25 protein-coding genes are annotated in these 26943 nt (G+C 72.4%); 10 read left to right on the forward strand and 15 right to left on the reverse strand.

Going from position 1 to position 26943, the window contains the following annotated elements; all coding sequences use genetic code 11:
* Window positions 1–10: 10 nt before the first annotated feature.
* Complete coding sequence (locus R7226_RS08260; RefSeq protein WP_318596594.1) at window positions 11–583, reverse strand: hypothetical protein; 573 nt, start codon at window positions 581–583, stop codon at window positions 11–13.
* Window positions 584–645: 62 nt separating this feature from the next.
* On the opposite strand from R7226_RS08260, the gene mobA reads away from it, so the two are divergent.
* Window positions 646–1251 (forward strand): molybdenum cofactor guanylyltransferase, encoded by a 606-nt coding sequence (gene mobA / locus R7226_RS08265; protein ID WP_318596595.1) that lies wholly within the window; start codon window positions 646–648, stop codon window positions 1249–1251.
* 6 nt (window positions 1252–1257) lie between these two features.
* On the opposite strand, the gene R7226_RS08270 is transcribed toward mobA, so the two are convergent.
* On the reverse strand, window positions 1258–2391 hold the full coding sequence (locus tag R7226_RS08270; protein ID WP_318596596.1) for a lysylphosphatidylglycerol synthase transmembrane domain-containing protein: 1134 nt from the start codon (window positions 2389–2391) through the stop codon (window positions 1258–1260).
* A gap of 66 nt (window positions 2392–2457) precedes the next feature.
* Between R7226_RS08270 and R7226_RS08275 the strand changes: the two genes are divergently transcribed.
* Window positions 2458–3498, forward strand: a complete 1041-nt coding sequence (locus R7226_RS08275) for a TlpA family protein disulfide reductase (RefSeq protein WP_318596597.1) — start codon at window positions 2458–2460, stop codon at window positions 3496–3498.
* On the opposite strand, the gene moaA is transcribed toward R7226_RS08275, so the two are convergent.
* Window positions 3495–4487, reverse strand: coding sequence for a GTP 3',8-cyclase MoaA (gene moaA / locus R7226_RS08280; RefSeq protein ID WP_318596598.1), 993 nt, complete (start codon window positions 4485–4487; stop codon window positions 3495–3497). The two genes, R7226_RS08275 and moaA, sit on opposite strands and share 4 nt — an antisense overlap.
* 81 nt (window positions 4488–4568) lie before the next feature.
* Here moaA and R7226_RS08285 point away from each other — a divergent pair, with 81 nt between their 5' ends.
* Complete coding sequence (locus R7226_RS08285) at window positions 4569–5822, forward strand: hypothetical protein (RefSeq protein ID WP_318596599.1); 1254 nt, start codon at window positions 4569–4571, stop codon at window positions 5820–5822.
* Entirely contained in the window at window positions 5819–7171 is a 1353-nt protein-coding gene (locus R7226_RS08290) for a hypothetical protein (protein WP_318596600.1), read from the forward strand. The genes R7226_RS08285 and R7226_RS08290 overlap by 4 nt, the downstream gene beginning before the upstream one ends.
* A gap of 54 nt (window positions 7172–7225) precedes the next feature.
* On the opposite strand, the gene R7226_RS08295 is transcribed toward R7226_RS08290, so the two are convergent.
* On the reverse strand, window positions 7226–8104 hold the full coding sequence (locus R7226_RS08295; protein WP_318596601.1) for an alpha/beta fold hydrolase: 879 nt from the start codon (window positions 8102–8104) through the stop codon (window positions 7226–7228).
* Window positions 8105–8172: 68 nt separating this feature from the next.
* Window positions 8173–8334 (reverse strand): hypothetical protein, encoded by a 162-nt coding sequence (locus tag R7226_RS08300; RefSeq protein ID WP_318596602.1) that lies wholly within the window; start codon window positions 8332–8334, stop codon window positions 8173–8175.
* 100 nt (window positions 8335–8434) lie between these two features.
* On the opposite strand from R7226_RS08300, the gene R7226_RS08305 reads away from it, so the two are divergent.
* A complete protein-coding gene (locus R7226_RS08305) occupies window positions 8435–9808 on the forward strand; it encodes a hypothetical protein (RefSeq protein ID WP_318596603.1) in 1374 nt (457 codons plus the stop codon).
* A gap of 21 nt (window positions 9809–9829) precedes the next feature.
* Here the strand turns inward: R7226_RS08305 and R7226_RS08310 are convergent, their stop codons facing one another.
* Complete coding sequence (locus R7226_RS08310; protein ID WP_318596604.1) at window positions 9830–11170, reverse strand: glycerophosphodiester phosphodiesterase; 1341 nt, start codon at window positions 11168–11170, stop codon at window positions 9830–9832.
* A gap of 157 nt (window positions 11171–11327) precedes the next feature.
* Between R7226_RS08310 and R7226_RS08315 the strand changes: the two genes are divergently transcribed.
* Entirely contained in the window at window positions 11328–12536 is a 1209-nt protein-coding gene (locus tag R7226_RS08315; RefSeq protein WP_318596605.1) for an immunoglobulin-like domain-containing protein, read from the forward strand.
* 5 nt (window positions 12537–12541) lie between these two features.
* Here the strand turns inward: R7226_RS08315 and R7226_RS08320 are convergent, their stop codons facing one another.
* Together R7226_RS08320 and R7226_RS08325 are read right to left on the reverse strand one after the other, a co-directional pair.
* Window positions 12542–13516 carry an ArgK/MeaB family GTPase gene (locus R7226_RS08320; RefSeq protein ID WP_318596606.1) on the reverse strand — a complete coding sequence of 325 codons (975 nt, stop codon included), beginning with the start codon at window positions 13514–13516 and terminating at the stop codon, window positions 12542–12544.
* 10 nt (window positions 13517–13526) lie between these two features.
* Window positions 13527–15521 carry a protein meaA gene (locus tag R7226_RS08325; RefSeq protein ID WP_318596607.1) on the reverse strand — a complete coding sequence of 665 codons (1995 nt, stop codon included), beginning with the start codon at window positions 15519–15521 and terminating at the stop codon, window positions 13527–13529.
* 68 nt (window positions 15522–15589) lie between these two features.
* On the opposite strand from R7226_RS08325, the gene R7226_RS08330 reads away from it, so the two are divergent.
* Both R7226_RS08330 and R7226_RS08335 read left to right on the forward strand, forming a co-directional pair.
* Window positions 15590–16456: an MBL fold metallo-hydrolase gene (locus tag R7226_RS08330; RefSeq protein ID WP_318596608.1), complete on the forward strand. Its 867-nt coding sequence runs from the start codon at window positions 15590–15592 to the stop codon at window positions 16454–16456.
* 11 nt (window positions 16457–16467) lie between these two features.
* Window positions 16468–16755: an ATP-dependent Clp protease adaptor ClpS gene (locus R7226_RS08335; protein WP_318596609.1), complete on the forward strand. Its 288-nt coding sequence runs from the start codon at window positions 16468–16470 to the stop codon at window positions 16753–16755.
* A gap of 65 nt (window positions 16756–16820) precedes the next feature.
* Here the strand turns inward: R7226_RS08335 and R7226_RS08340 are convergent, their stop codons facing one another.
* Window positions 16821–18092: a calcium-binding protein gene (locus tag R7226_RS08340; protein ID WP_318596610.1), complete on the reverse strand. Its 1272-nt coding sequence runs from the start codon at window positions 18090–18092 to the stop codon at window positions 16821–16823.
* Window positions 18093–18243: 151 nt separating this feature from the next.
* Window positions 18244–19164, reverse strand: coding sequence for an acyl-CoA desaturase (locus R7226_RS08345; RefSeq protein WP_318596611.1), 921 nt, complete (start codon window positions 19162–19164; stop codon window positions 18244–18246).
* 86 nt (window positions 19165–19250) lie between these two features.
* Here R7226_RS08345 and R7226_RS08350 point away from each other — a divergent pair, with 86 nt between their 5' ends.
* Together R7226_RS08350 and R7226_RS08355 are read left to right on the forward strand one after the other, a co-directional pair.
* Entirely contained in the window at window positions 19251–20429 is a 1179-nt protein-coding gene (locus R7226_RS08350) for a PucR family transcriptional regulator (protein ID WP_318596612.1), read from the forward strand.
* A 46-nt stretch (window positions 20430–20475) separates the two neighbouring features.
* A complete protein-coding gene (locus R7226_RS08355; RefSeq protein WP_318596613.1) occupies window positions 20476–22065 on the forward strand; it encodes an adenylate/guanylate cyclase domain-containing protein in 1590 nt (529 codons plus the stop codon).
* Between the two features lie 31 nt (window positions 22066–22096).
* Here R7226_RS08355 and R7226_RS08360 read toward each other — a convergent pair whose 3' ends face one another.
* The 5 genes from R7226_RS08360 to R7226_RS08380 form a co-directional block, all read right to left on the reverse strand.
* On the reverse strand, window positions 22097–22477 hold the full coding sequence (locus R7226_RS08360; protein WP_318596614.1) for a hypothetical protein: 381 nt from the start codon (window positions 22475–22477) through the stop codon (window positions 22097–22099).
* A 22-nt stretch (window positions 22478–22499) separates the two neighbouring features.
* Window positions 22500–23744 (reverse strand): crotonyl-CoA carboxylase/reductase, encoded by a 1245-nt coding sequence (gene ccrA, locus R7226_RS08365; protein ID WP_318596615.1) that lies wholly within the window; start codon window positions 23742–23744, stop codon window positions 22500–22502.
* Window positions 23745–23841: 97 nt separating this feature from the next.
* The gene (corA, locus tag R7226_RS08370) at window positions 23842–24804 is read right to left on the reverse strand and encodes a magnesium/cobalt transporter CorA (protein WP_318596616.1); all 963 of its coding nucleotides are present in this window, start codon (window positions 24802–24804) and stop codon (window positions 23842–23844) included.
* Window positions 24805–24818: 14 nt separating this feature from the next.
* Entirely contained in the window at window positions 24819–26390 is a 1572-nt protein-coding gene (locus R7226_RS08375; protein WP_318596617.1) for an MFS transporter, read from the reverse strand.
* Complete coding sequence (locus tag R7226_RS08380; RefSeq protein ID WP_318596618.1) at window positions 26387–26917, reverse strand: MarR family winged helix-turn-helix transcriptional regulator; 531 nt, start codon at window positions 26915–26917, stop codon at window positions 26387–26389. Before R7226_RS08380 ends, R7226_RS08375 begins: the two co-directional genes overlap by 4 nt.
* Between the last annotated feature and the right edge of the window lie 26 nt (window positions 26918–26943).

Here is a 26943-nt window from a genome sequence, read left to right on the forward strand (position 1 = left end):
CGGCGACCCGCTAGTGCGGGTCGTCGCTCGACGAGGCCGGCGGGCGCGACTCCTCCGCCAGCGAGGTGATCGCGAGCGCGCCGCGGGCGGCGGTCTCGAGCACCTCGGTCGCCTCCTCGGCCGAGCGCGCGTACAGCTCGACGAGCAGGTGGACGACGATCTGGTCGTCGTCGTGCTTGTGGAAGCGCACGTGCGTGAAGAACTCGCGCGTGCCGTGGTCGCCGAAGGCGGCGTATGACAGCGCGTCCCCGGCTTCGGGCCCGGAGCAGGTCTCGACGTCGTCGGCGTCGACCGTTACGGTGCACGAGGCGACCCACGGCGTGCCGGCGACCATCCGCTCCCAGCGATCCTCGATCGGCTCCACCCGTCCGTTGTGGAACCCGAGGTGCGGCTGGTCGTGCATGCAGTCGAGGCACTGCACGACGGCCTCCTGCATCTCGTCGACGACCTCCGCGCGCTCGCCCGTCTGCGGGTCGATGCGGTGGATGCCCTCGTAGTGGACCTGGACCTCGAGATTCTGCGACCAGCAGCGGTAGCAGCGAAGCCAGCTCCGGACGGTCTCCTGATCTGTGGAACCTTCCATTCGAGAGGATTCTATTCTCCCCGGTGCGGCGGGAGCACCCGCCCTGGACCAGGAGCGCCGCTTTGGGCGATCGAAAGGGACCGATCGGGGTCGTGCTGGCGGGCGGGAGCGGCCGCCGGATCGGCGGTGGGAAGGCCGTCGTGGAGCTGCACGGGCGCCCGCTCGTGAGCTATCCCGTCGGCGTCCTGCAGGCGGCGCTGGGCCGCGTCGCGGTCGTCGCGAAGGCCGACACGGAGCTGCCGCCGCTGCCCGGCGTCGAGATCTGGACCGAGCCGGAGGAGCCGCGCCACCCGCTCGCGGGGATCGTCCACGCGCTCGACGGCGCGCAGGGCCGCGCGGTCGTCGTCGCCGCCGGCGACATGCCGTTCCTGACCGAGCAGCTCGTGCGTCACGTCGCGACCGCGGAGGCCGGCGGGCGCCCGGCGGTCGTGCCGCGCGCCGGCGGCCGCATGCAGCCGCTGCTGGCCCGCTACGAGCCGCCCGCGCTGCCGCTGCTGCTGTCCGCGCTGAGCGGTCCGCCGCGGCCGCTGACGGAGGTCGTCGAGCGGCTGGAGCCGCGGCTGCTGGAGGCCGACGGCGACGCCGAGGCGTTCTTCAACGTCAACCTGCCGGAGGACCTGCTGACGGCGACGGCGATGATGGACCGGACCGATCCAGCTTCGCGATGACCCGGCCTACCGAATCCCGCCGGAGTCAGCCTCGCGCGTGAGCCTGGCGAGGATTCGGCGGTGCCCCACGACGCCGACGAGCCCGAGCGGCAGCGGCAGCCAGTACGAGAAGAGCCGGTAGGCGAAGGTCGCCAGGACGGCGTTGCCGGCCGAGACGCCCGCGAGCGTCAGCATGCCGGTCAGGCCGGCCTCGACGAAGCCGAGGCCGCCCGGCGTCAGCGGGATCTGCGCCAGCACCTGCGCGGTGCAGAAGGCGAGCAGCACGAGGCCGGGGCTGGGGGAGGCGTTGACGGCGGCGAGCGCCGCCAGCAAGGTCGCGAAGTCGAACGCCCAGCGCCCGACGGTCGCCGCCAGCGCCCGCTTCCAACGCGGTCCGAACGTCGCGAGGATGCGGTCGCGCTCGCGCAGCAGCCGCTGCGACAGCCCGGTGACCGGCGGCGCGTCGCGCCTGAGGCGGTTGCGCAGCCGCTGGACGTTGTGGCCGATCCAGACGAGCAGCTTGTCGCCGCCGAGCATGATGCTGCCGAGCACCGCCAGCACTGCGAAGACGGCGATGCCGATCGCGGCGACCTCGATCAGGTTCTCGTCGACGCCGCCGCGCAGCAGCGTCGGGATCGCCAGCACCGGCAGCGCCAGCACCATCGCGAAGGTGAAGAGGTTGACGACCGTCAGGCCGCCGACGGCCTTCTCTCTGTCGACGCCGGCCTGCACGAGCATTCTGTACTGCAGCGCGGCGCCGAGCGCGCCACCGCCGGGCGCGATCTTCGCGAGCGCGTTGCCGGCCAGCTGCGAGGTGATCACCGGCGCGATCGCCACCGGCCGCAGGGCGAGCTGCTGCAAGAACCAGAGGCAGCCGAGCGAGCAGCCCTGCAGCACCAGCATCACCATCAGCCACGTCCACTGGAAGCGCTGCACGTCTCTCCACGAGCCGAGCGTGTCGAGCAGGCTCGGCGCGACGAGGTAGAGCGATATGCCGGTCACGAACAGCCACGCGCCGGTCTGCATCAGCTTGCGGCGGCGCGACGCCTCCTCCTCGGGCGTCGTGATCGCGTCGAACTCGCCGGTGACCTCGACGCGCTCCTCGATCGCTCTTTCCAGGCGCTCGCCGAGGTGGGGGTGTGGGCGTGGACGGGGATTCACGACGAGAGAAGCATCACAGGGTTGCAGGCGGCCGGCGCGGGCGGCGCGTCGGATAGCCTGCTCTGGATGCGTTCCCCCCACTCGTCTTCGCTGGCGCTGGCATGCGCCGCGCTGCTTCTGCTCGCCGGCTGCGGCTCGGGCGAGGAGGGCGGCGGAGCGACCTCGCCGAACGCCAGACCGGCGCCGGCCTCCTCGCCGCAGATCGCCTCCGCGGCCGACCCGGTCGCCTCCGAGTTCCCGCAGCCGGAGGGACGCACGCTGCAGCAGCTCGCCGACACGCTCGAGCCCGGCCCGGAGGTCGGACTGGCGAGCTCGGTCTACACGCCTGGGATCAACCGCCTCGCGTTCGGTCTGATCGACGCCGAGAACAAGTTCGTCTACGGCAGAACGGCCGTCTACGTCGCGCGCAAGCCGACGGCGAAGGCGAGCGGGCCGTTCCCGGCGCCGGCCGACTCGCTGGAGGTGCGGACCGCCTTCCGCAGCCAGACGAGCAACTCGACGCCGGGCGAGCTGAAGGCGATCTACCACGCCGAGGTCGACCTGCCGCAGCCCGGCCGCTGGTTCATCCTGACCGTGACGAGACTGGGCGGCAGACTGTACGGCGCGACCGCCGACGTCAGAGTCAGCGCCAGAAGCGACATCCCCGGCGTCGGCGACCCCGCCCCGAAGGTGGAGACGCCGACGCTCGCCTCCGTCGGCAACGACGTCTCGAAGATCGACACGCGCACGCCGCCGAGCGAGATGCACAGAGAGGACCTGCGCGACGTGCTCGGCAGAAAGCCGGTCGCGCTGTTGTTCGCGACCCCGGCGCTGTGCCAGTCGCGCGTCTGCGGGCCGGTCGCCGACATCGGCGCCCAGCTGCAGGCCGCCTACGGCGACAAGGTCGAGTTCATCCACAACGAGGTCTACGTCGACAACGACCCGAGAAAGGGCCTGCGCCCGCAGCTGACGGCCTTCGGCCTGCGGACCGAGCCGTGGCTGTTCACGATCGACGCCGACGGCAGAGTCGCGGCGCGGCTGGAGGGCGCGTTCGGGATCGAGGAGTACCGCGAGGCTGTGGAAGCCGCGATCAGAGGCGCCGACGCGAGCGGCGCCGCCGGCTCCTAGCCGCCGATCGCGCTCATCGAGCGCGCCGGCTGCACGAAGCCGGCGTCGTTGACTCTGTGCTTCAGCTCCTTGCGCCAGACGGCGTCGCGGATCACGTCGATCAGCTCGTCGTCTGAGGCGCCGGCGCGCAGCGGGTCGCGCAGGCTCGTCTCGTTATGCGAGAAGAGGCAGGTGCGGAGGTTGCCGTCAGCGGTCACGCGGATGCGGTTGCAGTCGCCGCAGAACGGCTCCGAGACGGGGTTGATGAAGCCGATCCGGCCCTGGCCGTCGGCGAAGCGGTAGACGCGCGCGGTCGCGCTCGGCTCGCGCGGCTCGGCCTCCAGCGGGTGAACGGCGTGGATGATCGCGCGCACCTCGTCGCCGGTCAGCACCTGGTCGCGCGACCACGTGTGGTCGGCGTCGAGCGGCATGAACTCGATGAAGCGGACCTCGTAGGGGTTGCGGCGCGCGAACTCGGCGAACGGGATCGCCTCCTGCTCGGTGAAGTCGCGCAGCGCGACCGCGTTGATCTTGATCGGATGGGCCTCGGGGTGGGCGGCGAGCGCCTCCAGCCCGGCCAGAACCCGCGGCAGCGCGTCGCGGCGCGTCATCTCGAAGAAGCGGTCGCGCTGGAGCGAGTCGATCGAGACGTTGAAGCGGTTGACGCCGGCCGCCACGAGCGCGGCGGCATCGCGCTCCAGCAGGTAGCCGTTGGTCGTGACCGAGAGGTCGCGCACGCCGTCGATCGCGGCCAGCATCTCGACCAGCTTGGGGAAGTCGCGCCGCACCAGCGGCTCGCCACCGGTCAGCCGCACGTCGTGGACGCCGATCTCGCTCAGCAGCCGCACGATCCGCGTGATCTCCTCGAACCGCAGCACGTCGGAGCGCTCGAGCCACGGCAGGCCGTCGGCCGGCATGCAGTACTGGCAGCGGAAGTTGCAGCGGTCGGTGACGGAGATGCGCACGTCTCCGATCAGCCGGCCATGTCCGTCCCGCAGCGGTTCGCGCATCGACACAGCGTATCGGCGGCTGGGCGGAGCGACGAGACGGCGCGGAACTTTTCCGCGCCGTCGTCGTCTGAACGTTCCATGATGAGCAACGGACGGATCCGGAGCTGGGTCGCCACCACCGCCGCCGCCTGCGCCGTGGGCGCGGCCGCGGCGCCGCCGGCAGGCGCCGGGGCGCCGGTCGGCGAGACGATCGCCGACGGCATCCCGCAGCTGCCGGTCGTCGACGACGAACGCGGGAGCGTCGCGTTCGTCGCGGCGCCCGGCATCGTGCGCGTCGTCGACCTGCGCGCGGGCACGACGCGCGACACCGACGTGCGCGGGGGCTGTGCGCCCAACGCGATCCGGCCGCTCGTGGTCGACGCCGCCGACGGCGCCGTGCTGCTCGCCTGCGAGGTGCCGGTGAAGGAACCGTGGCCCGGTGGGCCGACGCGCGCCCGCACGCCGCGGATCCTCGACACCGCCGATTGGACGGTGAAGGTCCCGGCCGCGCTCGAGCAGATCGGCGACGGCTTCGTCGGGCTCGCGACCGCCGGCATCGTGGTCGAGTACCAGGAGAGATCGGGCCCGTGGTGGGCGGTCTACGACTGGCGCACCGGCGCCCACTCGTCCGGCGACCCGCGCCAGGTCTGCGCCGGCTGGCGCGTCGTCTCGCGACGCGACGGCCGCAGAGCGCTGTCGCCGGCGTACGAGCGCTGCGACGGCAGCGACCGCGGCGTCCTGCCGGTCGCGCCGGCGACGGCGCTGACCCTCTACGAGGATCGCGTGAGCTGGTCGGTCCGCGGGATCGACGACACGATGCCGCTGTCGGTCCTGCTGCCCGAGTGCGGAGTGCTCGCACGCTGGGAGATCGGCGCGATCGACGTCGTCGACCACCTGCCCGGCGCGCTGCTGATCAGCTCGACCGGTCGCGGCAACGGGCCGCTGCGGCTGACGCGGGTCCCGCTCGACGGGCTCTGCGAGCGAGCGGTCGGCCGCTGGCGGCTGCGCGCGAGCGCGGGCGGTCGCACGGTTGCAGCGGGCGTGCTGAGCGCGCGCGTCGCCGACGCCGTCAGCGGCGCTGAGACGGGACCGGTCGCGCTCGCCGGCGCCGCGCCGCGGCTGCGCGTCGGGGCTGGGAGAGCGGTCCGGCTGCGCGCCGCCGCTGCCGCCCAGCGCGTTCGCTGGCGGGTCGCCGGCGGTGGCTGGCAGCGCGCCGCCGGAAGCGACCGCGGCTGGCGGCTGACAGTGCCGAGACGGCTGCGCGGCAGCCGCCTGATCGAGATCGAGACGCGCTTGCGCGACGGTGGCGAGCTGCGCCACAGCGTGCGCCTGACGGTGAAGGGGAACGGCAGATGAGGACCTTCGGAGCAGCGAAGCGGGCCGTCGCCGTGGGCGCGGCGGCCGTGCTCGCGATCGGCGCCGGCGCGGCCGGCGCGGTCGCGGCGCCGGTCGTGGTGCAACCGCCGGGGCAGCCGGTCGCCGAGGTCGTCCCGTCCTCGCTCGTGGCCGACGGCGAGCGCTACGCCGCCTGGATCACGCTCGACCGCGTGCTCCACGTCGTCGACGAGCGCGATCCGGACGGCTCGTTCGAGATCGCCGTGCCGGAGAGCTGCGTTGAGATCGACAGAGGAAACCCGATGGCGCCGGGCGGCCAGTACCTGCTGACCTGCGCGAGAGGCAGTGGCTTCGAGCTGCGCTGGAACCACCTGCGGCTCGACCTCGCCACGCGCAGCTGGCACGAGCTGGCGGCCGGCCGCTGGGACTCCCCGAGAATCGGCGTGCCGTGGCAGCGGCCGCAGACGATCGGCAGCCGCTGGCTGGAGCTGGACACGTCCGACGAGACGACGAAGCTGGGCGACTGGCGCAGTGGGGAGACGATCGACGTCGTCGGCGAGGCGACCGACGCGATCGACCTCGGCGGCGACCAGCCGCTGCGCCGGATGTGCGCGCCCTTGACGCGGCCGCTGCCGGCCGACTCGCGCCGCTGGATGCCGTTCGCACCGACGCTCTACGACGGCAGCACCGCCGTCGCCTCGCATCCGGGCGGCAGACTGTCGGCGCAGCGCTGCGGCGAGCCCCGCCGGACGCTGCTGTCCGACGGCTATCCCGACCGCGTCCAGCTCGGCAGCGGGCTGCTCACCTACACGGCGTACACGAACGACGACGCCGACGTGGCCTTCTTCGCCTACCTGCCGAGCTGCCGCGTGCGGCTGGGCTGGGCGGCCTCGTTCCCGACGGCGGCCGCCCACACCGCCGGCGTGCTGTGGATCGAGGCTCGCAGAGAGCAGAACGACTACACCAGAGCGACGGCGAGACGGCTCGCGCTGCCCGACGTCTGCGCGGCGATCCCGGTGCTCACCGTCGCGACCCGCGGCCGGGCGACCGGCCGCCTGCGGGCCGCGGCGTGGCAGGCGCCGGCGTGGGGCGGCGCCGAGGTCGCGCTGCTGCCGCGACCGGGTGCGACCCCGCCACGACAGGGGCACGCGGGGCAGGCCGTCCTGCTGCGCAGCGCCAGAGCGGCGCGCCGCGTGAGCTGGCGGGTCGACGGCGGCAGAGCGCGGTCGGCGCGGCGCGTCGGCCGCGACGGCCGCCGCTGGCGCTTCACGCCGCAGCGCAGCGCGGCCGGGCGCGAGGTGACGGTGACCGTTGCCGGTGCCGGCGCGGGCGGCGGCTCCGCGAGCTTCCACTTCAAGCTCGGAGCCTGAGCGACGGAGGGAGCGGCGCGGCGGCTGGCCGCGCTGCTCCGACCCGCGCTCGCCTCAGCCGGTCGCGAACAGCTCGCGCGCCCGCTGCACGACCAGCTCGGGCCGCTCCTCGGGCAGGAAGTGGCCGGTATCGGCGACCCACTCGATCTCCAGGTTGGGCGCGTATCCGCGGTGCTCGTCGTCGCGCGCGCCCTGGAGGATCGGATCCTTTCTGCCCCACAGCAGACGCGTGGGGGTGCTGAGCGGGCGGTCGTGGAAGCCGCCGGAGGCGAGCGGCTTCAGCTCGTGCAGCAGGAAGGAGCGGTAGTACTGCGCGCTCGCGAGCGCGTGCTCGGGCTGCTTCAGCACGGCGACGAACTGCTCCAGCTCGTAGTCGCTGTAGCGGCCGTGGCTGCGGGCGGAGATCAGCACCTTCTTGGTGAACTCGCCCTGGCGCATCAGGCCCTGGCCGAGCCCCGGCGCGGCGAGCGCGGCCTGGTACCACAGCGCGGACAGCCGCTTCAGGCTCGGCCGCTCGGCCGGCCCCCACAGGTGCGGGATCGAGCAGCCGAGGAAGTGGTTGATCCGCTCCGGCGCGGTGAGGCAGATCAGGAAGCCGGTGAAGGCGCCCCAGTCGTGGCCGATCAGGTCGACTCTGTCGAGCCCGAGCGCGTCGAGCAGGGCGATGTTGTCGTCGGCCATCTCCTGCTTGACGTAGCCGCGTCTGGGCGCGTCGCTCCAGCCGAGGCCGCGCAGATCGGGCGCGATCACGCGATGGTCTCTGCCCAGCTCGGTGAGGATGTCGCGCCACATCCACCAGTGCTGCGGCCAGCCGTGCAGCAGCAGGATCGGCGGCGCGTCCCGCGGCCCGCCCTCGGCGACATGGAGACGGATCCCGCGCACGTGGACGTCACGGTGCTCGATCCCTTCGACCTGCGGCAGCGGAAGGCTCATCGGCGCAGCCTAACTGGCTGCCTGGCCAGTCTGCGCAGGGTGCAGGCGCGGCTGCGCGCCAGACGCGCTCAGGCGTCGCGGTCTCTGTACAGCATGATGCCGACGAGCACGGCCGCGAAGCCGATCGTTCCGAACGACAGCGCCGTGCCGAGGTTGGCGGCGCCGGCGAGCCCGGCGATCACGCTGACGACGACGAAGACGGCGACGAGGAGGGCGAGGTCGCGGAGCACGACCGCGAAGTCTGACGGACGCGACGGCGCGGCGCCGTGCGGGCGCAACTTCAGGCTCGTGGAGCCGTCTGAACATGCAGCAACCACGGAAGGAACTCGGATGACCAGGGGAAGAACAGCACGGGCCCGCGCGGCCCGTCGCGCGGTGCTGCTCGCAGCCGCCGCGATCGGCGCCGTCGCGCCCGCCGCGGCCGCCGCGACGCCGGGCGAGAACCTCGGCAGAAGCCTGAACGGCGGCGTCGTGACCGACGGCCACCGGACGGCCGCGTTCCACCTCGACGCGGAGACGCTGCGGATCGTCCGCGACGGCGCGACGCGCGACGTCGCCCTGCCTCCGAACTGCAGCCCGAGCACCGCGTACGCCAACGGCCTCGGCCTGTCCGCCGCCGGCGGCGGCCAGCTGCTGCTCGTCTGCATGGTCCAACGGCCCGACGCGGCGCCCGGCCAGCTCGCGCGCGAGCCGCGCTTGATCGACGCGGCGACCGGCGTCATGCACGTGCCGGCGGGGATCGCCGAGTGGCGCACGCAGCCGGAGTCGCCGACCGTGTACCACTTCGACGGCGTCGGGGCGGCCGGGATCTCCGCGTACGCCTGGGACCACGGTCGCCCTGCGATGCCCGTCGCGCGCGACTGGCGCACCGGGGCGCTGCTGCCGCAGCCGGGCGAGACGCCGCAGGATGCCGGCAAGGTCGCTGACCTCGACCGCTCCGACGGCGTGCAGCGGATGTGCGCGCCGCTCGCCCGCTTCGGCAGCGAACAAGGGGCGGACTGGGGCTTCTGGCCGTACCAGTACGAGGCGCCGTACGGCGTCGGACAGCAGCCGGCGGTCGGGCCGATCGTCGTCCAGCGCTGCGGCGAGCGCACCACGACGACGATCGCCGACGACAGCCCCAGCCTCCAGATCGGCCGCGGCCATGTGGTCGGCGCCTCGACGGAGCGTCGCTTCGCCTACGCGTTCGGCTGCGGCGTGCGGCTCGACTGGAGCGTGGTCGACGGCGGGCGCACGATCGGCCTGCTCGACGACGCCGTCGTGCTGGCGGAGCTGGACGCGGCGGCCGGCGGTTCGCGGATCGTGCGGGTGCCGCTCGACGGCCTCTGCGCCCGCGCTGCCACCGCCGGTCGCACGGTCGTCGCCTCCGGCGGGCGCGATGTGACGGCGGCCGTGCGTGCGCTCAGCTACGCCGACACGCCGACCGGTGCCAGCGCGAGACGTCTCGCGAGCCTGCGGGTGCGCGCGCCGCAGCTGACGCTGGGACCGGCCGGGCGCACGCGACTGACCCTCGGTCGCACGGCGAGCACGGTCCGCTGGCGGATCGGCGACAGCGGCCGCTGGCGCGCCGCGGGCGAGAGCGGGCGCGGCTGGCGCATCGATCTGCCGCGCCTGGGCCGTGAGCGGCTGCTCACGGTCCGCACGAGCGCCGGTGATGGCGAGGCCGCGACGGTCGCGGTCCGCGTGCGGCCGGGGCGCCGCTGAGCGGCGCCCCGGAAGCCCGGCTCAGCCGCCGCCCAGCGTCAGCGTGCGGCTGTCGCTGCGTCCGCCGGCGGTGACGGTCGCTCTCACGTCCGCGCCGTCGACGGAGCGCGCGAACGCTCTGCCGTCCTTCGTCAGCCTCACCGTCGCGATCGCGGCGATGCGGCCGGCGGGGATCGTCACCCGGCCGCTGCCGAGTCTCACCGCCAGCGGGCGAGGGCCGTTGCCGATGACCATGCCGGTCAGCGCGACCTTCGCCGCGCAGGCGCCGCGCAGGTCGCCGTGGCGCTGGACGCGCAGCGCGAGCGTCCCGCCGCCGCCGCCGCGCACCAGCTTCGACGCGCGCACGCGGCAGCCGGCTGGCGGCGCGGTCGGCTTGCGGCAGCCGTCGCTGCCGCCCTGACCGCCGGCGCGCGGCGCTCTGCGCGCTTCCAGGAACGCCTCGAAGCGGGTCGGCTCGGCGGTCATCACGCCGTCGACGCAGAGGTCGAGCAGCCTGCCGTAGACGGCGTCGTTCTCCTCCGACTTGTCGAGCCAGACGTGGACGGCGATGCCGGCTCCGTGCGCCTTCTCGATCCGCTCGGGCGTCACGATCTCGAACTCCGCCCCGCCGATCGCGTACGTGATCGGGATCTGCAGCGCCTTCGTGCCGGCCGGCGCCGGCGTGCCACCGAGCAGGAAGCCGGAGATGCCGTCGACGCCCGGCGCGACGTCGAAGCGCGGGGCGGCGGCGTGGAAGCGGTCGACGGCGGCCTGGTCGAAGGAGACGACGATCACGTCGCTGCGGCCCGCTCTCTTCAGATACGCGGCGAGCAGGTCGCCGACGCGGAACTTCTCCTCCTGCGTCTTGCCCTTGATCTCGATGTTGACCGGCACGTCGGGGAAGGCGGCGAAGACCTCGCCGAGCGTCGGAATGCGGAAGTCGTCGGCCTCGAAGCCGGCCGGCGGCCGCTTCTTGCCGCTGCGCACGCCGCGGTAGGGATAGGCGGAGGCGGGCCGGCCCGGGACGGCGTTCTCGCCCGGGACGAAGTTGTGGGCGGCGTCGAGACGGCGCAGCTGCGCGAGCGTCAACGCCGCGACGCGGCCCTTGCCGTTGGTCGTGCGGTCGACGGTGTCGTCGTGGATCGCGACGAGCTGACCGTCCTTCGACGCGTGCACGTCGAGCTCGATCATGTCGCCGCCCTTCGAGAGCCCGTCGTGGTAGCCGAACAGCGTGTTCGACGGCGTCTCGTTCTCGCCGCCCTGGTGGATCTGGTTCAGCACCCGCAGACCGAGCCACTGGTTGGTCGCGGCGCTGGCGGTCGCCGGCAGCGCGCAGGCCGCGGCTGCGACGAGCAGCCCGAGGACGTGCCTTCCTCGTGTCACCTGTCGATCTCCTCCGGTGAAAGTGACGATGGGAAGCTGACTGTAACGGCGGTCGCATGCAGACGGGATGCAGGCGCCCCAGCGCCGTCGGCGCCGGGCCGTGAGCGACCGGTGAAGGGCGCTTGAGTGGCGCGTTCGCGCTCGGTATAACGTGGTTATGTCATTTCGCCCCCTCGGCGCTGCGCTGGTCGGCGTCGCGCTGCTGCCCGCCGCCGCGGTGGCAGCCCCCAGACACCAAGCCGTGACGCCGCGGCAGGCCGGCGTGCAGCTGTCGTGGCCGTCGAGAGCGAAGCGGGTGACGCTTGCGCCCGGGGCGACGGTCAGCGTGACGGTGAGATCGCTGCGGAGACGGTCGGCGCCCGTCACGGTGACGTTGGCTCGCACCGACGGCGTGAAGACGCGCGTCGTCAAGCGCAGAACGCTGCGTCGCGGCAGCTTCGCGGCGAGACTGCCGGCAGCGCAGGGTGCGCGCTACGTGCTGAGCGCGCGGATCGGCAGACGGATCCACCGCCGCCTGACGATCGTCACGCCGCCGGCGAGACCGAGACATCGTGGGCCGATCGACGGCGGCTTCCCGCTGGCGCCGACGATGCCGCGCATCTGCCCGGACGGGCCCGCGGAGGCGGCGAGCGGCACGCTGACCGGCGGCGCCAGACGGTTCCTGGCCGGCCAGACGCTGAGCCTCACCTTCACCAACACCGGGCCGATCTGCCTCTCCGGCGGCATCAGCTACGTGATCGAGCGGAACGTCGCCGGCAGCTGGCAGCGCGTCGACCTGATGCTGGCATTCCCCGCGCTGTTCGACGTCGTGCAGCCGGGCGCTACGCGCGCCGTCAGCTTCACGATGGAGAGCCCGGCGGTGATGCCGTCGGGCAGCTACCGGCTGGTGCAGACCTATTCGTCGTACCAGGCGACTGGCGCGCCGAAGCGCCTCGAGACGACGTGGGAGTTCGACGTCGCCCACGAAGGTTCGTGGCCCAATCCCGACAGTTGCGGTGAGGGCGTTGGCAGAGCCGAGGGCTCGCTCGACCGCACGATCGTCGCCAACGGCGGTCAGGTCGAGCTGACGATCAGAAACAGCGGGTCGATCTGCCTGCTCGGCGACGACACGCGCTTCGGGCTGGAGCGGGAGATCGGCGACGGCAGATGGGAGGACGTGCCGCTGGTCTTTCCCGACCTGCCGCCGAGATCGCACCGCTACGAGCCGGGCAGATCGCTGGCCTTCACGATCCCGATCTACGACGCCGGCAGAATGCCGCTCGGCCGCTACCGCGTGAGCTACGCCCTCACGGTTCCGCCGACGAGCGACGCGGTCACGCGGATTCCCGTGACCGCCGAGTTCGACGTCGTCGCGCCGCCCGACTGACCGGCTCAGGCGGGGGGCGCGCCGCCGCCCGCCGCCGCGGCGCGCTCGGCGAGCGCCTGCTCCAGCGACGGCACGTCGAGCCCCGGCGCCTGCGCCGCCAGCCACTTCTCGGCGGCGCGGCGGCCGCCGAGCGCGCGCAGGCCGCGCGCGCCGTGCTCCTCGACGAAGTCGGCGAGCGCGTGCAGGCGGCGGGCGCTCAGCCGCCGTGCCGGCACGTCGGTCGCGGCGCGGTGGGCGTCGAGCGCGTCGAGCAGTCTGTCGATCCCCTGCGCCGGCGGCAGCGAGCTGACGGCGACGACGGCCGTCTCGCGCGCGCCGAGCGAGCGCAGCGCGGCGTGCAGGTCGCGGCGAGCGCGGACGGCGACCTGGCCGAGGTCGGCCTTCGTCACGATCAGCACGTCGGGGATCTCCATGATCCCGCTCTTGATGAACTGCAGCGCGTCGCCGGAGCCGGGCTGCACGACGACCGCGACGGTGTCGGCGACGTCGGCGATCTCGGTCTCCGACTGGCCGACGCCGACCGTCTCGATCACGACGACGTCGAAGGCGGCGGCGAGCGCGTGCGCGGCGGCGCGGGTGGCGGGTGCGAGACCGCCGAGCCGTTCGCCGGCGGCCATCGAGCGGATGAAGACGCCATGGTCGGCGGGGTCGAACTCGATCCGCGCGCGGTCGCCCAGCAGCGCGCCACCGGAGCGCTTGGAGGAGGGATCGACGGCGAGCACGGCGACGGTGCGGCCGCGCTCCCGCCAGCCGTGCAGGAGCGCCGACAGCAGCGTCGACTTGCCGGCGCCGGGCGGTCCGGTGATCCCGACGACGTGCGCGGGCGCCTCGCCGCCGAGCGCCGCCGGCGCGATCGACGCCAGCAGCTCGGCGATCGCCGCCTGATCTCTCGGCGCGCGCGACTCGACGAGGTTGAGCACCGCCGGAGCGGCGCTCAGGTCGCCGTCGCGCAGCCGCGCGCCGAGTTCGCCTCCGTTCACGTGGGGGAGACTAGGCGGAGGCGCTGACGCCGTTGCGGTCCGCCACCAGCGCCACGATCGCGTGCATGATCCGCGTGATGTCGAAGTCCTTCGGCGTGTAGACCGCGGCGACGCCCGCGGCCAGCAGCTCGCGCTCGTCGGCCGGCGGGATGATGCCGCCGACGACGACCGGCACGTCGCCGATCCCGGCCGCGCTCAGCGCCTCCAGCACCGACGGGATCAGCTCGCGGTGGGAGCCCGACAGGATCGACAGGCCGACGACGTGGACGCCCTCCTGCAACGCCGAGGCGGCGATCTGCGCCGGCGTCAGGCGGATCCCCTCGTAGACGACCTCCATGCCGGCATCGCGCGCCGCGACGGCGATCTGCTCGGCGCCGTTGGAGTGGCCGTCGAGGCCGGGCTTGCCGACGAGGATCTTCAGCCGCCGGCCGAGCCCCTCGGAGACGCGCTCGACCTCGTCGCGGATCTGCTCCAGCGCCGCGTCGTCGCCGACGCCCGCGCCGGCCGCCTCGCCGACGCCGGTCGGGCCGCGGTACTGGCCGAAGGCGTCGCGCAGCGCCTGCGCCCACTCGCCGGTCGTCGCACCGGCACGGGCGGCGGCGAGCGTCGCCGGCATGATGTTCTCGTCGCTGGCCGCGACGCGCGCGACCTCGGCCAGCGCGGCGTCGACGGCGCCCTGGTCGCGCCCGGCGCGCCAGGCCGCGACGGCCTCCTTCTGATGCTGCTCGACCTCCGGGTCGACGGTCATGATGCCGCCGTCGTTGTCGGCCGTCAGCGGGGAGGGCTCGGTCTCGGTGTAGACGTTCTGGCCGATCACCTTCAGCTCGCCCGACTCGATCCGCCGGATCCGCTCGCGGTGGGACTCGACCAGCGCCGCCTTCATGTACGGCACCGCCTCGACCGCGCCGCCGTGCTCGGCGACGATCGCCATCTCGGCGCGCGCCCCCTCCAGCAGCTCGCCGACGAGCCCGTCCATCACGATCGAGCCCTCGAAGATGTCGGGGTACTCGAGCAGGTCGGTCTCGAACGCGAGCACCTGCTGCAGCCGCAGCGACCACTGCTGGTCCCACGGCCGCGGCAGCCCGAGCGCCTCGTTCCACGCCGGCAGCTGCAGCGCGCGGGCGCGCGCGTCGCGGCCGAGCGTGACGGCGAGCGCCTCCAGCACGATCCGCTGCACGTTGTTCTCCGGCTGCGCCTCGGTCAGCCCGAGCGAGTTGACCTGCACGCCGTAGCGGAAGCGGCGCTGCTTGGGATCCTCGACCCCGTAGCGCTCACGCCCCAGCTCGTCCCACAGCTTCCCCATCGCGCGCAGCTTCGCGTGCTCCTCGATGAAGCGCACGCCGGCGTTGACGAAGAAGGAGATGCGGCTGAAGACTCTGCCCATCAGCTCCTGCGGCACGCGCGCTCTGACCTCGTCGAGCACCGCGATCGCCGTGCTCATCGCGTAGGCGATCTCCTGCACCGGCGTCGCGCCGGCCTCCTGCAGGTGGTACGAGCAGATGTTGATCGGGTTCCACTTCGGAACCTCCTCGACGGTGTACGCGACCATGTCGGCGATCAGCCGCATCGAGGGGCCGGGCGGGAAGGCGTACGTGCCGCGCGACAGGTACTCCTTGATGATGTCGTTCTGCGTCGTGCCCTGCAGCTGGGCCGGCGTGACGCCCTGCTCCTCCGCCGTGACGATGTAGAGCGCGAGCAGCCAGGCGGCGGTCGCGTTGATCGTCATCGACGTGTTCATCTTGTCGAGCGGGATGCCGTCGAGCAGCGCCTTCATGTCGCCCTTGTGGGCGATCGGCACGCCGACCTTGCCGACCTCACCGCGCGCCAGCTCGTGGTCGGCGTCGTAACCGGTCTGCGTCGGCAGGTCGAACGCGATCGACAGTCCGGTCTGGCCCTTCGCCAGGTTTCCGCGGTACAGCGCGTTCGACTTCTCCGCCGTCGAATGGCCGGCGTAGGTCCGCATCATCCACGGACGATCCTTCTCGGGCAGACGGTGCTCGCTCATCCCCCCGATAGTAGGGTTCGCCCCCTCCAACGGACCCCGATTCACCGGCCAAGGGTAGGCCCAACAGCATGCGAGCCATCGACGTCCACTTCCTCGGCATCGAACGCGTCATCTGCTCCTGGCAGGTCGGCGACGTGCTGGTCGATCCGGGACCAGCCTCCTCGCTGCCGACGCTGCTGGACGCGCTCGGCGACTGGCGCCCGCGCGCGCTGCTGCTGACGCACATCCACCTCGACCATGCCGGCGGCGCCGGGCTGCTCGCCCGCCGCTGGCCCGAGCTGGAGGTCTACGTGCACGAGCGCGGCGCGCCGCACGTGATCGACCCCTCGAAGCTGCTCGCCAGCGCCGGCCGGCTGTACGGCGAGGACAACATGAAGCGGCTGTGGGGCGAGATCGCGCCGGTGCCGGCCGAGCGCGTGCACGCGCTCAGCGGCGGCGAGACGCTGCCGCTGGCGGGCGGGGTCCGCGTCGCCTACACGCCCGGCCACGCCTCGCACCACGTCGCCTACCTGCACGAGGAGAGCGGCCGCGCCTTCGTCGGCGACGTCGCCGGCGTGCGGATCCCGCCGTCGGACCTCGTGATCGCGCCGACGCCGCCGCCCGACGTCGACGTCGAGGCGTGGGAGCGCTCGCTCGACCTGATCGCCGAGTGGCGGCCGACGGCGCTCGGCCTGACCCACTTCGGCGGGATCGACGACCCCGGCGCCCAGCTGGAGGCGACGCGCACGTCGCTGCGCGACCTCGCCGGGCTGGCGCGCGGCAGCAACGCCGACGTGATGGAGAACGCCGTCCGCGGCGCGATCGAGCGCGAGGCCGACGGGCCGGCGACGGTGCAGGCGTATGAGGCGGCCGTGCCTCCCTCGCACCTGTACATGGGGCTGGAGCGCTACTGGCGCAAGCGCGCCGAGCGCGAAGCGGCGGCCGAGTCGCGCTAAGGTCCGGGCAGATGGGGCAGACGATCGAGAAGCCGCGCGTGCAGGGGCCGGGCAGCGGACTCGGCGGCAACTGGCGCGTGATCGTCAAGAACGACGATCACAACACCTTCGACCACGTCGCGATGACGCTGGCGCGCTACATCCCCGGCATCACCGTGCCGATCGGCTACCAGTACGCCGACCGCATCCACAACAGCGGTCAGGCGATCGTCTGGTCCGGCCAGAGAGAGGTCGCGGAGCTGTACTGGGAGCAGCTCCAGGGCGCGGGCCTCACGATGGCCCCGCTCGAACAGGGCTGAAGCCGCGCGCTGCGCGCTTGCTTCAGCTTGCGAGAACTCGCCTGGCGGCTCGTTCTCGCGGCTGTCTAGCCCTTGACCGTGAAGCGCAGGTCCCGCCGCACGCCCTGGCCGCGCGTCGGGATCGCGGTGACCGTCACGTCGAGGCCGCCGGCGCGGCGCGCGAGCGAGCGCGAGGCCGTCAGCGGGACCCGCCAGGTCAGCTCGCGACCGCGCGAGAGCGCGATTCTGCGGGCGCCCATCGCGTAGTTGCCGGCGCGCGTCATCCGCACACTGCCGGCGCAGCCGGGGCCGTCGGCGGCGAGCAGTCCGATCGCGATCTGGCAGCGGATCTTGACGACGATCGCGCCGTTCTGGAGCGACACGGTCGGCTTGACGCGGACGGTGCTGCGCGCGGAGTCCTCACGCGCGGGGAAGGGGAAGACGAGCGTCGGCACGGTCATGCGGACGCCCGCGGCCGGCCCGACCTCGCTGGTCTCGCAGTCGATCGCGGCGTCGTCGCGCGGGTCGAGCAGGACGACGTCGCGGCCGCCGTTGCACGCGATCGACTGCGCGCGGCCGTCGCGCAGTTCGAAGCGGTCGTTGCCGTTGCCGCCCTCGAACTGCTCGAAGCCGATCAGCGTGTCGCTCTCGCCGCTGCCGCCGCTGCCGCCGCGCACGTTCGGGCGCACCTTCACCCCGGTCGTGCGGGGGGAGAGCACGCCGCCGCGGCCGATCCGGTCGACGTAGGTGAGGAGGTCGGCGTCGGCGCCGCCGTCGAGCACGTCGTCACCCTCGCCGCCGCCGATCACGTCCTTGCCCTTGCCGCCCTCGATGTGGTCATCGGCGGGGCCGCCGATCAGCAGGTCGTCGCCGTCGCCGCCGATGATCGTCGCCGGCAGGTCGGCGACGATGCGCACGTCGCTGCCGGCGTTGCCGGTGACGACTCTCAGCCTTCTGATCTCGAAGGCGACCGTTCTCGGCTCCGCGGCCGTTCTCGTCGGGTCAGTCGTTCTGGTCGGGTCGGTCGTCGTTCCCGTCGGGTCGGTCGTTCTCGCGTCCCCGTCGCTTCTCGGCTCCTCGACCGTTCTCGTCTGCTGCAGCGGGCAGTCAGCGCTGTAGCCGTCTCTGCTGAGCGTGCAGGTCGCCGGCAGGCCGGTGATGCGGCTGCCGTTCTCGACGACGTGGATCACCTGCCGGCTGAGCGAGATCGTGACGTTGTTCGGCTCGACGTCGTCGCCGCTGTAGAGCAGCGTCTCCTCGTCGATCGACAGGACGCCGCCGGCGAGCGCCGGGGCGGAGGTCGCGAGCGTCGCGGCGAGCGCGAGCGGGGCGATGAGGGGGAGACGGTTCAGGCGCATGAAGAGGGGGAGAAAATGACAACGTCGCGACCGGAGTACCCGATCGCGACGAATCGACATCGTACGGATGTGGGAACCGGCGAGGCGCGCGGGAGTTGCGGCGCGCCTCGATCGCGGGCCGCCGGCGGCGGCGCCCGCGACCCTGCCCGGCTCAGCCGGCCGCGGCCAGCGGGCGCCCCTTCTCCTTGCTCTTCTGCTTCTCCTCGCTGACCGTTCTGACGTTCCAGACGAGGTGCAGCTTCTCCATTCCGGCGATCACGAGCGCCGACGGGTCGGCCAGTCTCTCCCAGCGCTTGAGCCCGTGGGAGGCGGAGGTCGGGAAGGCGTGGTGGTTGTGATGCCACGCCTCGCCGAGCGACGGGATCGCGAGCCAGACGTTGTTCGTCGACTGGTCGGTGATCTCGAAGCGACGCGAGCCGAAGTAGTGGCAGATCGAGTTGACCGACCAGGTGACGTGGTGGATCAGGAAGATCCGCACGAGGCCGCCCCAGACGAAGCCGGTCAGCGCGCCCATCGGGTCGAAGCCGGTCAGCACGAAGCCGAACAGGGCGGGCAGCAGCAGCGACAGCAGCACCCACAGCGGGAACATCTTGTTGACCCAGCGGATCGGCTTGTCTCTGATCAGGTCCGGCGCGTAGCGGTGGGCGGAGGCGCGGCCGTGGTGCTCGCCGTCGAGCAGCCAGCCGACCTGCGCGTGCCAGAGGCCGTGGATCGCGCCCTTGAGGCCGCCGTCGTGGCCGAGGTGGGGGCTGTGCGGATCGCCGTCCTCGTCGGCGTAGACGTGGTGCTTGCGGTGGTCGGCGACCCACGTGATGACGCTGCCCTCGATCGCCATCGAGCCGGCGATCGCGAACAGCACGCGCAGCGGTCTCGAGGTCTCGAAGGAGCGGTGCGTGAAGAGACGGTGGTAGCCGATCGTCACGCCGAAGCCGGTGAAGAGGTAGAAGCCGACCATGATCCCGATGTCCGTCCAGCCGACGGCCTTGTTCCACAGCAGCACGATCGCCGCGAGGATGCCGAGGACCGGGAGGAAGACCGCGAGAAGGTTGTAGATACGAGCAGGGCGGGTCATGGCTTTGCACCCTATGACGAACGCAGGCCGCTGTCCTCGTCTGCCTGCAAGATCCGCGTCGTAAGAATTTGTACGATTCTTACAAGATGGCCTCGTCCGAGATCCTGCGCCCCTGGCACGAGCTGCCACCCGGGGTCGTCGACGTCCTGCGCCCCGAGCTGCCCGGCGTCGCGCGCGAGATCATCGACGCCGTGCGCGTCGAGGTGCCGCCGTACGCGCGCGGTCTGACGGGGCCGTTCGGGCGCGGTCTCGTCGCCGGCGTCGAGCAGGCGCTGCGCCAGTTCGTCGACGGGATCGAGGCCGGCGGCAGGATGCCGCGCGCCCGCGTCTACGTCGACCTCGGCCGCGGCGAGATGCGCGCCGGCCGCTCGCTCGACACGCTGCTGAGCGCCTACCGCGTCGGCGCGCGGGTCGCATGGCGGCGATTCGCCGCGCTCGGCGCCGAGGCTGGCCTGCCGCCGGCGACGCTGTTCGAGCTGGCCGAGTCGATCTTCGTCTACATCGACGAGCTGTCGGCGAAGTCGGCCGAGGGCTACGCGCTGGAGCAGTCGGCCGCTGCCGGCGAGCGCAGCGCCCGCCGCCAGCGGCTCGTGCGGTTGCTGGTGCGCGACCCGCCGGCCGACCCGATCGACGTCGAGGACGTCGCGCGCGAAGCGGAGTGGCGGCTGCCGGAGACGGTCGCGGTGCTGGCGCTGCCGGAGGAGGAGCGGGCGCGCGTCGTCCCGCGCCTGCCGGCTGACGCGATCGTCGAGCAGGTCGGCGAGGTCGTCGTCGCGATCGTGCCCGATCCGCTGCGCAGCGACCGCCGCCAGCAGCTCGACCGCGCCGTCGGCGTGCGCCACCACGCGGCGCTCGGCCCGGCCGTCTCGTGGCGCGACGCGGCGCTCAGCCTCGCTCGCGCGCGAGCGGTGCTGGCGCTCGTCGCCGAGGGGACGATCGAGCCGCGCGGCGTCGTGCGCGCCGAGGACCACGCCGCCGCGTTGCTGCTGCGCAGCGACCGGCGCCTCGCGCAGGAGCTGGTGCGGGCTCGGCTGGCGCCGCTGGAGGCGCTGCCGGACAGCACGCGGGCGCGGCTGACGGAGACGCTCGGCGCCTGGCTGGAGGCGCAGGGCCGGCTGCAGGTCGTCGCCGAACGGCTGCACGTCCACCCGCAGACCGCCCGCTACCGCCTCGGTCAGCTGAGAGAGCTGTTCGGCCCGTCGTTGGAGGAGCCGAGCGCCCGCTTCGAGCTGGAGCTGGCCCTGCGCGCCGAAGGCCTGCTGTAGGCCGACCCGGCGCGGACGACCGACGCGGGCGTCAGGATCAACGACCGTGGTGGCCCAGCGCGTGCGCGCGATCTCCGAGCGGCTCGTCGCGCACCCGTGGCTGCTCGGCAGTCCCGACCTGTCCGGCGCGACGATCGGCCGCCGCGCGCGCTGGCTGACGACCCTCGCGATCGTGCTCGCCAACGCGATCGGCACGCTCGTCGTGATCGCCTTCGCGCTGCTGGCGCTGCCGAAGCCCGACGAGGTCGAGGGCGACGGCTCGGTGATCGCGCTCAACCTCGGCCTCGCCGGCGTGTACATCGTGATCGCGTTCGTCGTCGGCGCGACGTGGGGCCGGCGGACGGTCGAGGGCGGCAGGGACGGCACCGGCGGCTGGCTGCTCGCGGAGGAGCGGCCGAGCGCCCGCCAGCAGCGCCGTGTGCTGCGCGCGCCGCTGCGGATCATGCGCGTCGCGGCGGTGCTGTGGACGGCCGCCGCGCTCGCCTTCGGCTTCCTCGACGGGATCTTCTTCCACCCGCTGCTCGGCCTCGGCGTCGGGCTGACGGTGCTGCTCGGCGGGCTGACGACCTCCTCGTTCGCCTACTTCCTCGCCGAGCTGGCGCTGCGGCCGGTCGCGGCGCGCGCGCTCGTGCACGACCTGCCCGACCGCAGCGGCGCCCCCGGCGTCGCGACGCGCTGGCTGCTGGCGTGGACGCTCGGCAGCGCGGTGCCGCTGGTCGGGCTGGTGCTGATCGGCATCGTTGCCTTCACGAACGTCGACATCACCGTCACGACGCTGGCGATCGCGATCGTCGTGCTCGGCCCGATCGCGCTCGTCTTCGGCGCCTTCGTCTCCTTGCTGGCCGTCTACGCAACGGTCAACCCGATCGGCGGGCTGCGACAGGCGCTGCGGCGCGTCGAGGAGGGCGACTACGCGGTTGCGCTGCGCGTCTACGACGGCAGCGAGGTCGGCGAGCTGCAGGCCGGCTTCAACGCGATGACGAGCGGGCTGCGCGAGCGCGAGCGGATGCGCGACCTGTTCGGCCGCCAGGTCGGCGAGGCGGTCGCCAGGCAGGCGCTGGAGCAGGACGTGACGCTCGGCGGTGAGCTGCGCGACGTCGCCGTCCTGTTCGTCGACCTCGTCGGCTCGACGGCGCTGGCGGCGAGGCTGCCGCCGCAGGAGGTCGTCGCACTGCTGAACGGCTTCTTCGCCGAGGTCGTCGACGTCGTCGAGCGGCACGGCGGCTGGATCAACAAGTTCCAGGGCGACGCGGCGCTGGCGATCTTCGGCGCGCCGGGCGAGCTGGACGGCAAGGAGGAGCGGGCGCTGCGGGCCGCGCGCGAGCTGCGCGAGCGGCTGCGGACGGGCACGGAGCTGGACTTCGGCGTCGGCGTCGCCGCCGGCGAGGCGGTCGCCGGCCACGTCGGCGCCGAGCGGCGCTTCGAGTACACGGTGATCGGCGACCCCGTCAACGAGGCGGCGCGGCTGTCGGATCTCGCCAAGCGCGACGCGGGGCGGGTGCTGGCCTCCGGCGTGGCGCTGGCGCGGGCCGGGGAGGCAGAGGCGCGCAGCTGGCGGCTGGAGGGGGAGGCGCAGCTGCGCGGGCGCTCAGAGCCCACGCAGCTGGCGCTGCCGGTGGAGGCGGCCGCCGGCTGAGCGGCGGCGCCTCCTGCGCGGCGAAGCGTTCCTAGGCGGCGTCGGCCGGCTTCTCGACCACGACGACCTCGGTCTCGACGACCTCGACCACCGCGACGGCCTCCGGCTCCGGCTCGACCTGGACGCGCGCGAGCACGTCCTGCCAGACGTACAGCAGCGGCACCTGGTACTGACCGGAGTATCTGGCGCGGAAGCGGATCAGCTCGTCGCTCTCCCAGAAGCGCTCCCAGTCCGCTCTCGATTCGAACCAGCACATGTGGTCGAATCTGTAGCGGTCGTCGCGCGACTGGTGCAGCTGCACCTCCGTCGCGCCGTACTTCAGCGCCAGCGGAGCGAGCTCCGTCAATGCGGCAGCCAGTCTCTCGTGACGGAAGAGAGTGGCGTACCAGGGGATGTGAACGACACCGGCCATTGGAACCTCCTGGTGGGTGCGGTTACGCACCCACCTCTGCTCGGATCGCACCCGGACCGTCGGCGGTCTTGCCCTGACCTTCGGCGGTGGCACCGACGAGGATCGCGATCTTGCCGAGGTGCTTGTTGTCTCGAAGGAGCTGATGCGCTTCCGCGACCTTCTCGAAGCCCATCGTCTGCCACAGCACCGGCCGGACGAGCGATTGCTCGATCAGCTCATTGGCCTTCGTCGCCTCCCAGGCGTTCGCGAAGTGTGAGCCGATGATCTGCTTCTGCTTCATCCAGAGGTACCGTACGTCGAAGTCGAGCTGGAAGCCCGAGGTCGCGCCGCAGATGACGACCTTACCGAACGGCTTGACGGCGAGGACCGACGTCGGGAACGTCGCTCTGCCGACGTGCTCGAAGACGATGTCCGGCGCGCCGCCCAGCTGCTCCTCGACGGCCTTGCAGAAGCGCCGCGACTCCTTGAAGCGGGCCTTGTCCTCCTCGGGCGTCTCGCCGCCCTTGCGCATCATGCCCTTGAAGTCGTTGCGGTCGATGTAGCCGACCGCGCCGAGCTGCTTGACCAGCTCGCCCTTCTCCGGCGAGGAGACGACGCCGACCGACTGCGCGCCGGCGATCTTGCAGAGCTGCGTCGCGAAGACGCCGAGGCCGCCGGCGGCGCCCCAGATCAGCACGCGGTGGCCGGGCTGGAGCTTCGCCTGGTCCATCAGCATGCGGTACGCGGTGAAGTAGGTGAGGCCGTACGAGGCGGCCTCCTCCCACGACAGGTGCGCGGGCTTGGGCAGCAGCTGCTGCGCCTGCACCTTCGTGAACTGGGCGAAGGAGCCCCACGTCGTCTCGTAGCCCCAGATCTTCTGCGAGGGCGCGGCGAGCGGGTCGAGCCCGTGCACCTCGGGATCCTCGTAGGAAGCCTGGTTGCAGTGGATCACGACCTCGTCGCCGGCCTTCCAGCGGGTGACGCCGTCGCCGACCTTCCAGACGATGCCGGAGGCGTCGGAGCCGCCGATGTGGTGGCCGTACTGGGGGTGGTCGCCGTACTTCATCACCGAGATGGGCTCGCCGAGCGCGGCCCAGACGTTGTTGAAGTTGACGCCGGCCGCCATCACGCGCACGATGACCTCGAACGCCCCGGGCTGGGGCGTCTCGATCTCCTCCAGCTGGAACGCGTCTACCGGCTCCCCGAGCCGCTCCTCGCGGATCACCCATGCCGTCATCGTCGCCGGCAGCGTGCCGGGCTCCGTGTCGACCGTCGCGATCTGGCTCACGTCAACAGCCACAACCACCTCATTCCTGCTCGTGGACGGGCGTCGATGGTAGATCCGGGCGCCGCGAAGGAGCCCCGGTTCGCCCAGACGCGACCGTTCAGTCGAAGAAGCGGGCGCGCTTGAACCAGGCGAAGAGGCCGAGCGCGGCGAACAGCGCGCCGCCGACGCCGAACAGCGCGAACTGCCAGAAGCCGTCGATGTGGCCGACCATCCAGCCGAAGTTCATGCCGAAGAAGCCGGTCAGCGCCGTGACGGGCAGGAAGATCGTCGAGACGAGCGTCAGCTGCTTCATCACCGCGTTCATGCGGTTGGACGTCGTCGAGAGGTAGATGTCCATCAGGCCGGTCAGCAGGTCGCGATAGGACTCGATCGAGTCGTTGACGCGGATCAGGTGGTCGTAGACGTCGCGGAAGTAGTCGCGCGCGCCGAGCGAGAGGCCGGGCAGCTCGTTGATGTCCTCGATCGCCCGCTGCGCGAGGTCGCGCTGCGGCTGCACGACGCGCCGCAGCACGCCGAGCGCGCGCTTGAGCCTGAAGACTCTCTGCAGCTGCTCGTCGTCGGCTCTCAGCAGGATCGCGTCCTCGAGCGCGTCGATCGTCTCGTCGATCTCGTCGAGCACGGGGAAGAAGGTGTCGGTCAGCACGTCGAGGATGCGGTAGACGACGAACTGCTCGCTCTCGGGGTCGTGACCGCTGTGGCGGAAGTTGTGCCGCAGCTCCTCCAGCGCGTCGCATCTGTGGCGGCGGATCGTGACGATCCAGTCGCCGCTGACGAGCAGGTGGACCTCGACCAGCGCCGGTCTGTCGCCGTCGGCGTCGTCGTGGTGGGGCTTCAGTCCGTGCGCGCCGTAGAAGACGAGCAGCATGTGGTCGCCGTAGCGGTCGAGCTTCGGCCGCTGCTCGAACTCCTTCGTGTCCTCGACGGCGAGCGGATGCCAGCCGAGCTTGTCGGCCAGCATGTCCAGCTCGTCGTCGCTCGGCTGGAACAGGTCCAGCCAGAAGAACGTTCTCCGCGCGAGCAGGTCGTCGAGCTGGTCGCCTCTGATCGCGTCGAAGAGCATTTCGGCCCGGGAACCTATGCGGCCGCGGGCTCCGGCGCCAGCTCGGGCGCCGGGACCGGCACCTGCTCGGCAGCCGGCGGCCGTCTGCCGGAGATCAGCGTGAAGGCGACCAGCGCGCCGAATATCGCGACCACGCCGCTGATCTTCATGCCGGTCCCGAAGGCCGAGATGAAGGCGTCGTGGGTCGCGTCGACGACGCGCGCGGGGGCGGCGCCGTCGCTTACCCCGCCGCCGCCGAGCGACTCGGCGAGGCGGTCGCGCGTCGCGACCGGGACGCCCGGCAGCGACTCTCTCAGCTTCGAGGAGCCGACCGTGGCGACGATCGCGCCGAAGATCGCGACGCCGAAGCTGGAGCCGACCATGCGCCCCATCGACAGCACGCCGGAGGCGACGCCGGCCTTCGTGCGGTCGACGGCGTTCATCGCGGCGGTCGTCATCGGCGACATCACGAGCCCGATCCCGACCCCGAGCAGGACGAAGCTCGGCAGCAGGAAGGCGTAGCCGGTGTCGGCGGTCAGGAACGACTGCCACAGCTGCGATATGCCCACGATCAGCATGCCGGTCACGAGCAGCGGCTTGGGTCCGATTCTGTCGGTCAGGCGGCCGGCGAGCGGCCCCATCACGATCAGCACGAGCGTCATCGGCAGGAAGCGGACGCCGGCCTCCAGCGCCGTGTAGCCGAGGATGTTCTGCATGTACAGCGCGGTGAAGAAGAAGACGGCCATCATCCCGAAGGAGACGATGAAGCCGACGCTGCTGGCGCCGAGGAACTGGCGCGATCTGAAGACGCCGAAGTCGACCATCGGCGTTCTCACGCGCAGCTCGATCGCGACGAACGCGGCGAGCGCGACGACGGCGAGCGCGAACAGTCCGATGATTCTCGTCGAGCCCCAGCCCCACCGATTCGCCTCGATGAAGCCGAGCACGAGCCCGGTCAGGCCGATCGTCAGCGTCACGATGCCGGCGTAGTCGATCGTCCGCCCGACCGTCTCGTCGCGCGACTCGCGCGTCGAGAAGAGCGTCATCGCGATCGCCGCCGCGGCGACCGGCAGGTTGAGGAAGAAGATCGCCCGCCACGAGACGTAGTCGGTCAGGAAGCCGCCGACGACCGGGCCGATCGCGAGCGCGAGCGCCGAGACGCCGGCCCACGTGCCGAGCGCCTTGCCGCGCTCCTCCGGCGGGAAGGCGTTGGTGACGATCGACAGCGTCGCCGGCATCATCATCGCGGCGCCGACGCCCTGGATCGCGCGGCCGACGATCAGCAGCGTGTCGTTGGGCGCCAGCCCGATCGCGGCGCTGGACAGCGCGAAGACCGAGACGCCGCCGAGGAAGATCCTGCGGCGACCGAAGATGTCGCCGAGGCGGCCGCCGACGACGAGCAGCACCGCGAGCGAGAGCGTGTAGGCGTTGATCGTCCACTCGAGCGCCGCGAGGTCGGCGCCGAGATCCTCTTGGATCGACGGCAGCGCGACGTTCACGACGGTGTTGTCGAGCATCAGCATGAAGAGGGCGAAGCACATCGCGCCGAGGGTCCACCAGCGGCGGTTCTCCTCGGTCAGCGAGAGTGCGCGGATCCGTGCGGTCATCTGGAGGGGCCTTCCATTGACGGTTCTACGTCCAACAGGGCCAGCAGCGGGGCGATCGCGTCGGCGAGCGCGCGGCGCTGGTCGTCGGAGAGGGTGGCGGTGAAGCCGGCGAGCAGCGAGACGTTGGTCGCGTGGACCTCTCTGAGCGCCTCAGCGCCGGCCGGGGTGAGCGCGACGCGCTTGCTGCGGCGGTCGGAGGGGCACTCCTCGCGGCTGACGTAGCCGCGCTGGTGGAGGCCGTCGACGGCGCGGCTGGCGGCCGCGAGCGAGAGGCTGAACTGCTCGCCGAGCATCTTGACGCTCGTACCGGCCTCGTCGGGGGCGCGGGCGAGGAAGTGCAGCAGCTTGAACTGCGTGATCGACAGGCCCATGTCGCCGAGCATCTGGAAGAGGTCGCGCGAGACCCGCTGGTTGAGCGTGAAGAACATCGCGTAGAGGTCGCGCGCGACGTCGGCGGGGGCGGAGGAGCCGGGCTTCGGCGCCGCGGGCGGGCCGGTCAGCGTCACGGGAGGATTGCTTGCTTGCACGTATGCAAGTATTGCGCGCGATGATT

It is taken from the genome of Conexibacter stalactiti, assembly GCF_033542075.1.
Taxonomy (GTDB): Bacteria; Actinomycetota; Thermoleophilia; order Solirubrobacterales; family Solirubrobacteraceae; genus Conexibacter; species Conexibacter stalactiti.

Excerpts from the sequence above, each read along its gene's own strand:
- R7226_RS08260 (WP_318596594.1), bottom strand. The coding sequence starts at position 583 with ATGGAAGGTTCCACAGATCAGGAGACCGTCCGGAGCTGGCTTCGCTGC.
- R7226_RS08275 (WP_318596597.1), top strand. The coding sequence starts at position 2,458 with ATGCGTTCCCCCCACTCGTCTTCGCTGGCGCTGGCATGCGCCGCGCTG.
- moaA (WP_318596598.1), bottom strand. The coding sequence starts at position 4,487 with ATGCGCGAACCGCTGCGGGACGGACATGGCCGGCTGATCGGAGACGTG.
- R7226_RS08285 (WP_318596599.1), top strand. The coding sequence starts at position 4,569 with ATGAGCAACGGACGGATCCGGAGCTGGGTCGCCACCACCGCCGCCGCC.
- R7226_RS08290 (WP_318596600.1), top strand. The coding sequence starts at position 5,819 with ATGAGGACCTTCGGAGCAGCGAAGCGGGCCGTCGCCGTGGGCGCGGCG.
- R7226_RS08295 (WP_318596601.1), bottom strand. The coding sequence starts at position 8,104 with ATGAGCCTTCCGCTGCCGCAGGTCGAAGGGATCGAGCACCGTGACGTC.
- R7226_RS08305 (WP_318596603.1), top strand. The coding sequence starts at position 8,435 with ATGACCAGGGGAAGAACAGCACGGGCCCGCGCGGCCCGTCGCGCGGTG.
- R7226_RS08315 (WP_318596605.1), top strand. The coding sequence starts at position 11,328 with ATGTCATTTCGCCCCCTCGGCGCTGCGCTGGTCGGCGTCGCGCTGCTG.
- R7226_RS08325 (WP_318596607.1), bottom strand. The coding sequence starts at position 15,521 with ATGAGCGAGCACCGTCTGCCCGAGAAGGATCGTCCGTGGATGATGCGG.
- R7226_RS08330 (WP_318596608.1), top strand. The coding sequence starts at position 15,590 with ATGCGAGCCATCGACGTCCACTTCCTCGGCATCGAACGCGTCATCTGC.
- R7226_RS08335 (WP_318596609.1), top strand. The coding sequence starts at position 16,468 with ATGGGGCAGACGATCGAGAAGCCGCGCGTGCAGGGGCCGGGCAGCGGA.
- R7226_RS08340 (WP_318596610.1), bottom strand. The coding sequence starts at position 18,092 with ATGCGCCTGAACCGTCTCCCCCTCATCGCCCCGCTCGCGCTCGCCGCG.
- R7226_RS08345 (WP_318596611.1), bottom strand. The coding sequence starts at position 19,164 with ATGACCCGCCCTGCTCGTATCTACAACCTTCTCGCGGTCTTCCTCCCG.
- R7226_RS08350 (WP_318596612.1), top strand. The coding sequence starts at position 19,251 with ATGGCCTCGTCCGAGATCCTGCGCCCCTGGCACGAGCTGCCACCCGGG.
- R7226_RS08360 (WP_318596614.1), bottom strand. The coding sequence starts at position 22,477 with ATGGCCGGTGTCGTTCACATCCCCTGGTACGCCACTCTCTTCCGTCAC.
- corA (WP_318596616.1), bottom strand. The coding sequence starts at position 24,804 with ATGCTCTTCGACGCGATCAGAGGCGACCAGCTCGACGACCTGCTCGCG.
- R7226_RS08375 (WP_318596617.1), bottom strand. The coding sequence starts at position 26,390 with ATGACCGCACGGATCCGCGCACTCTCGCTGACCGAGGAGAACCGCCGC.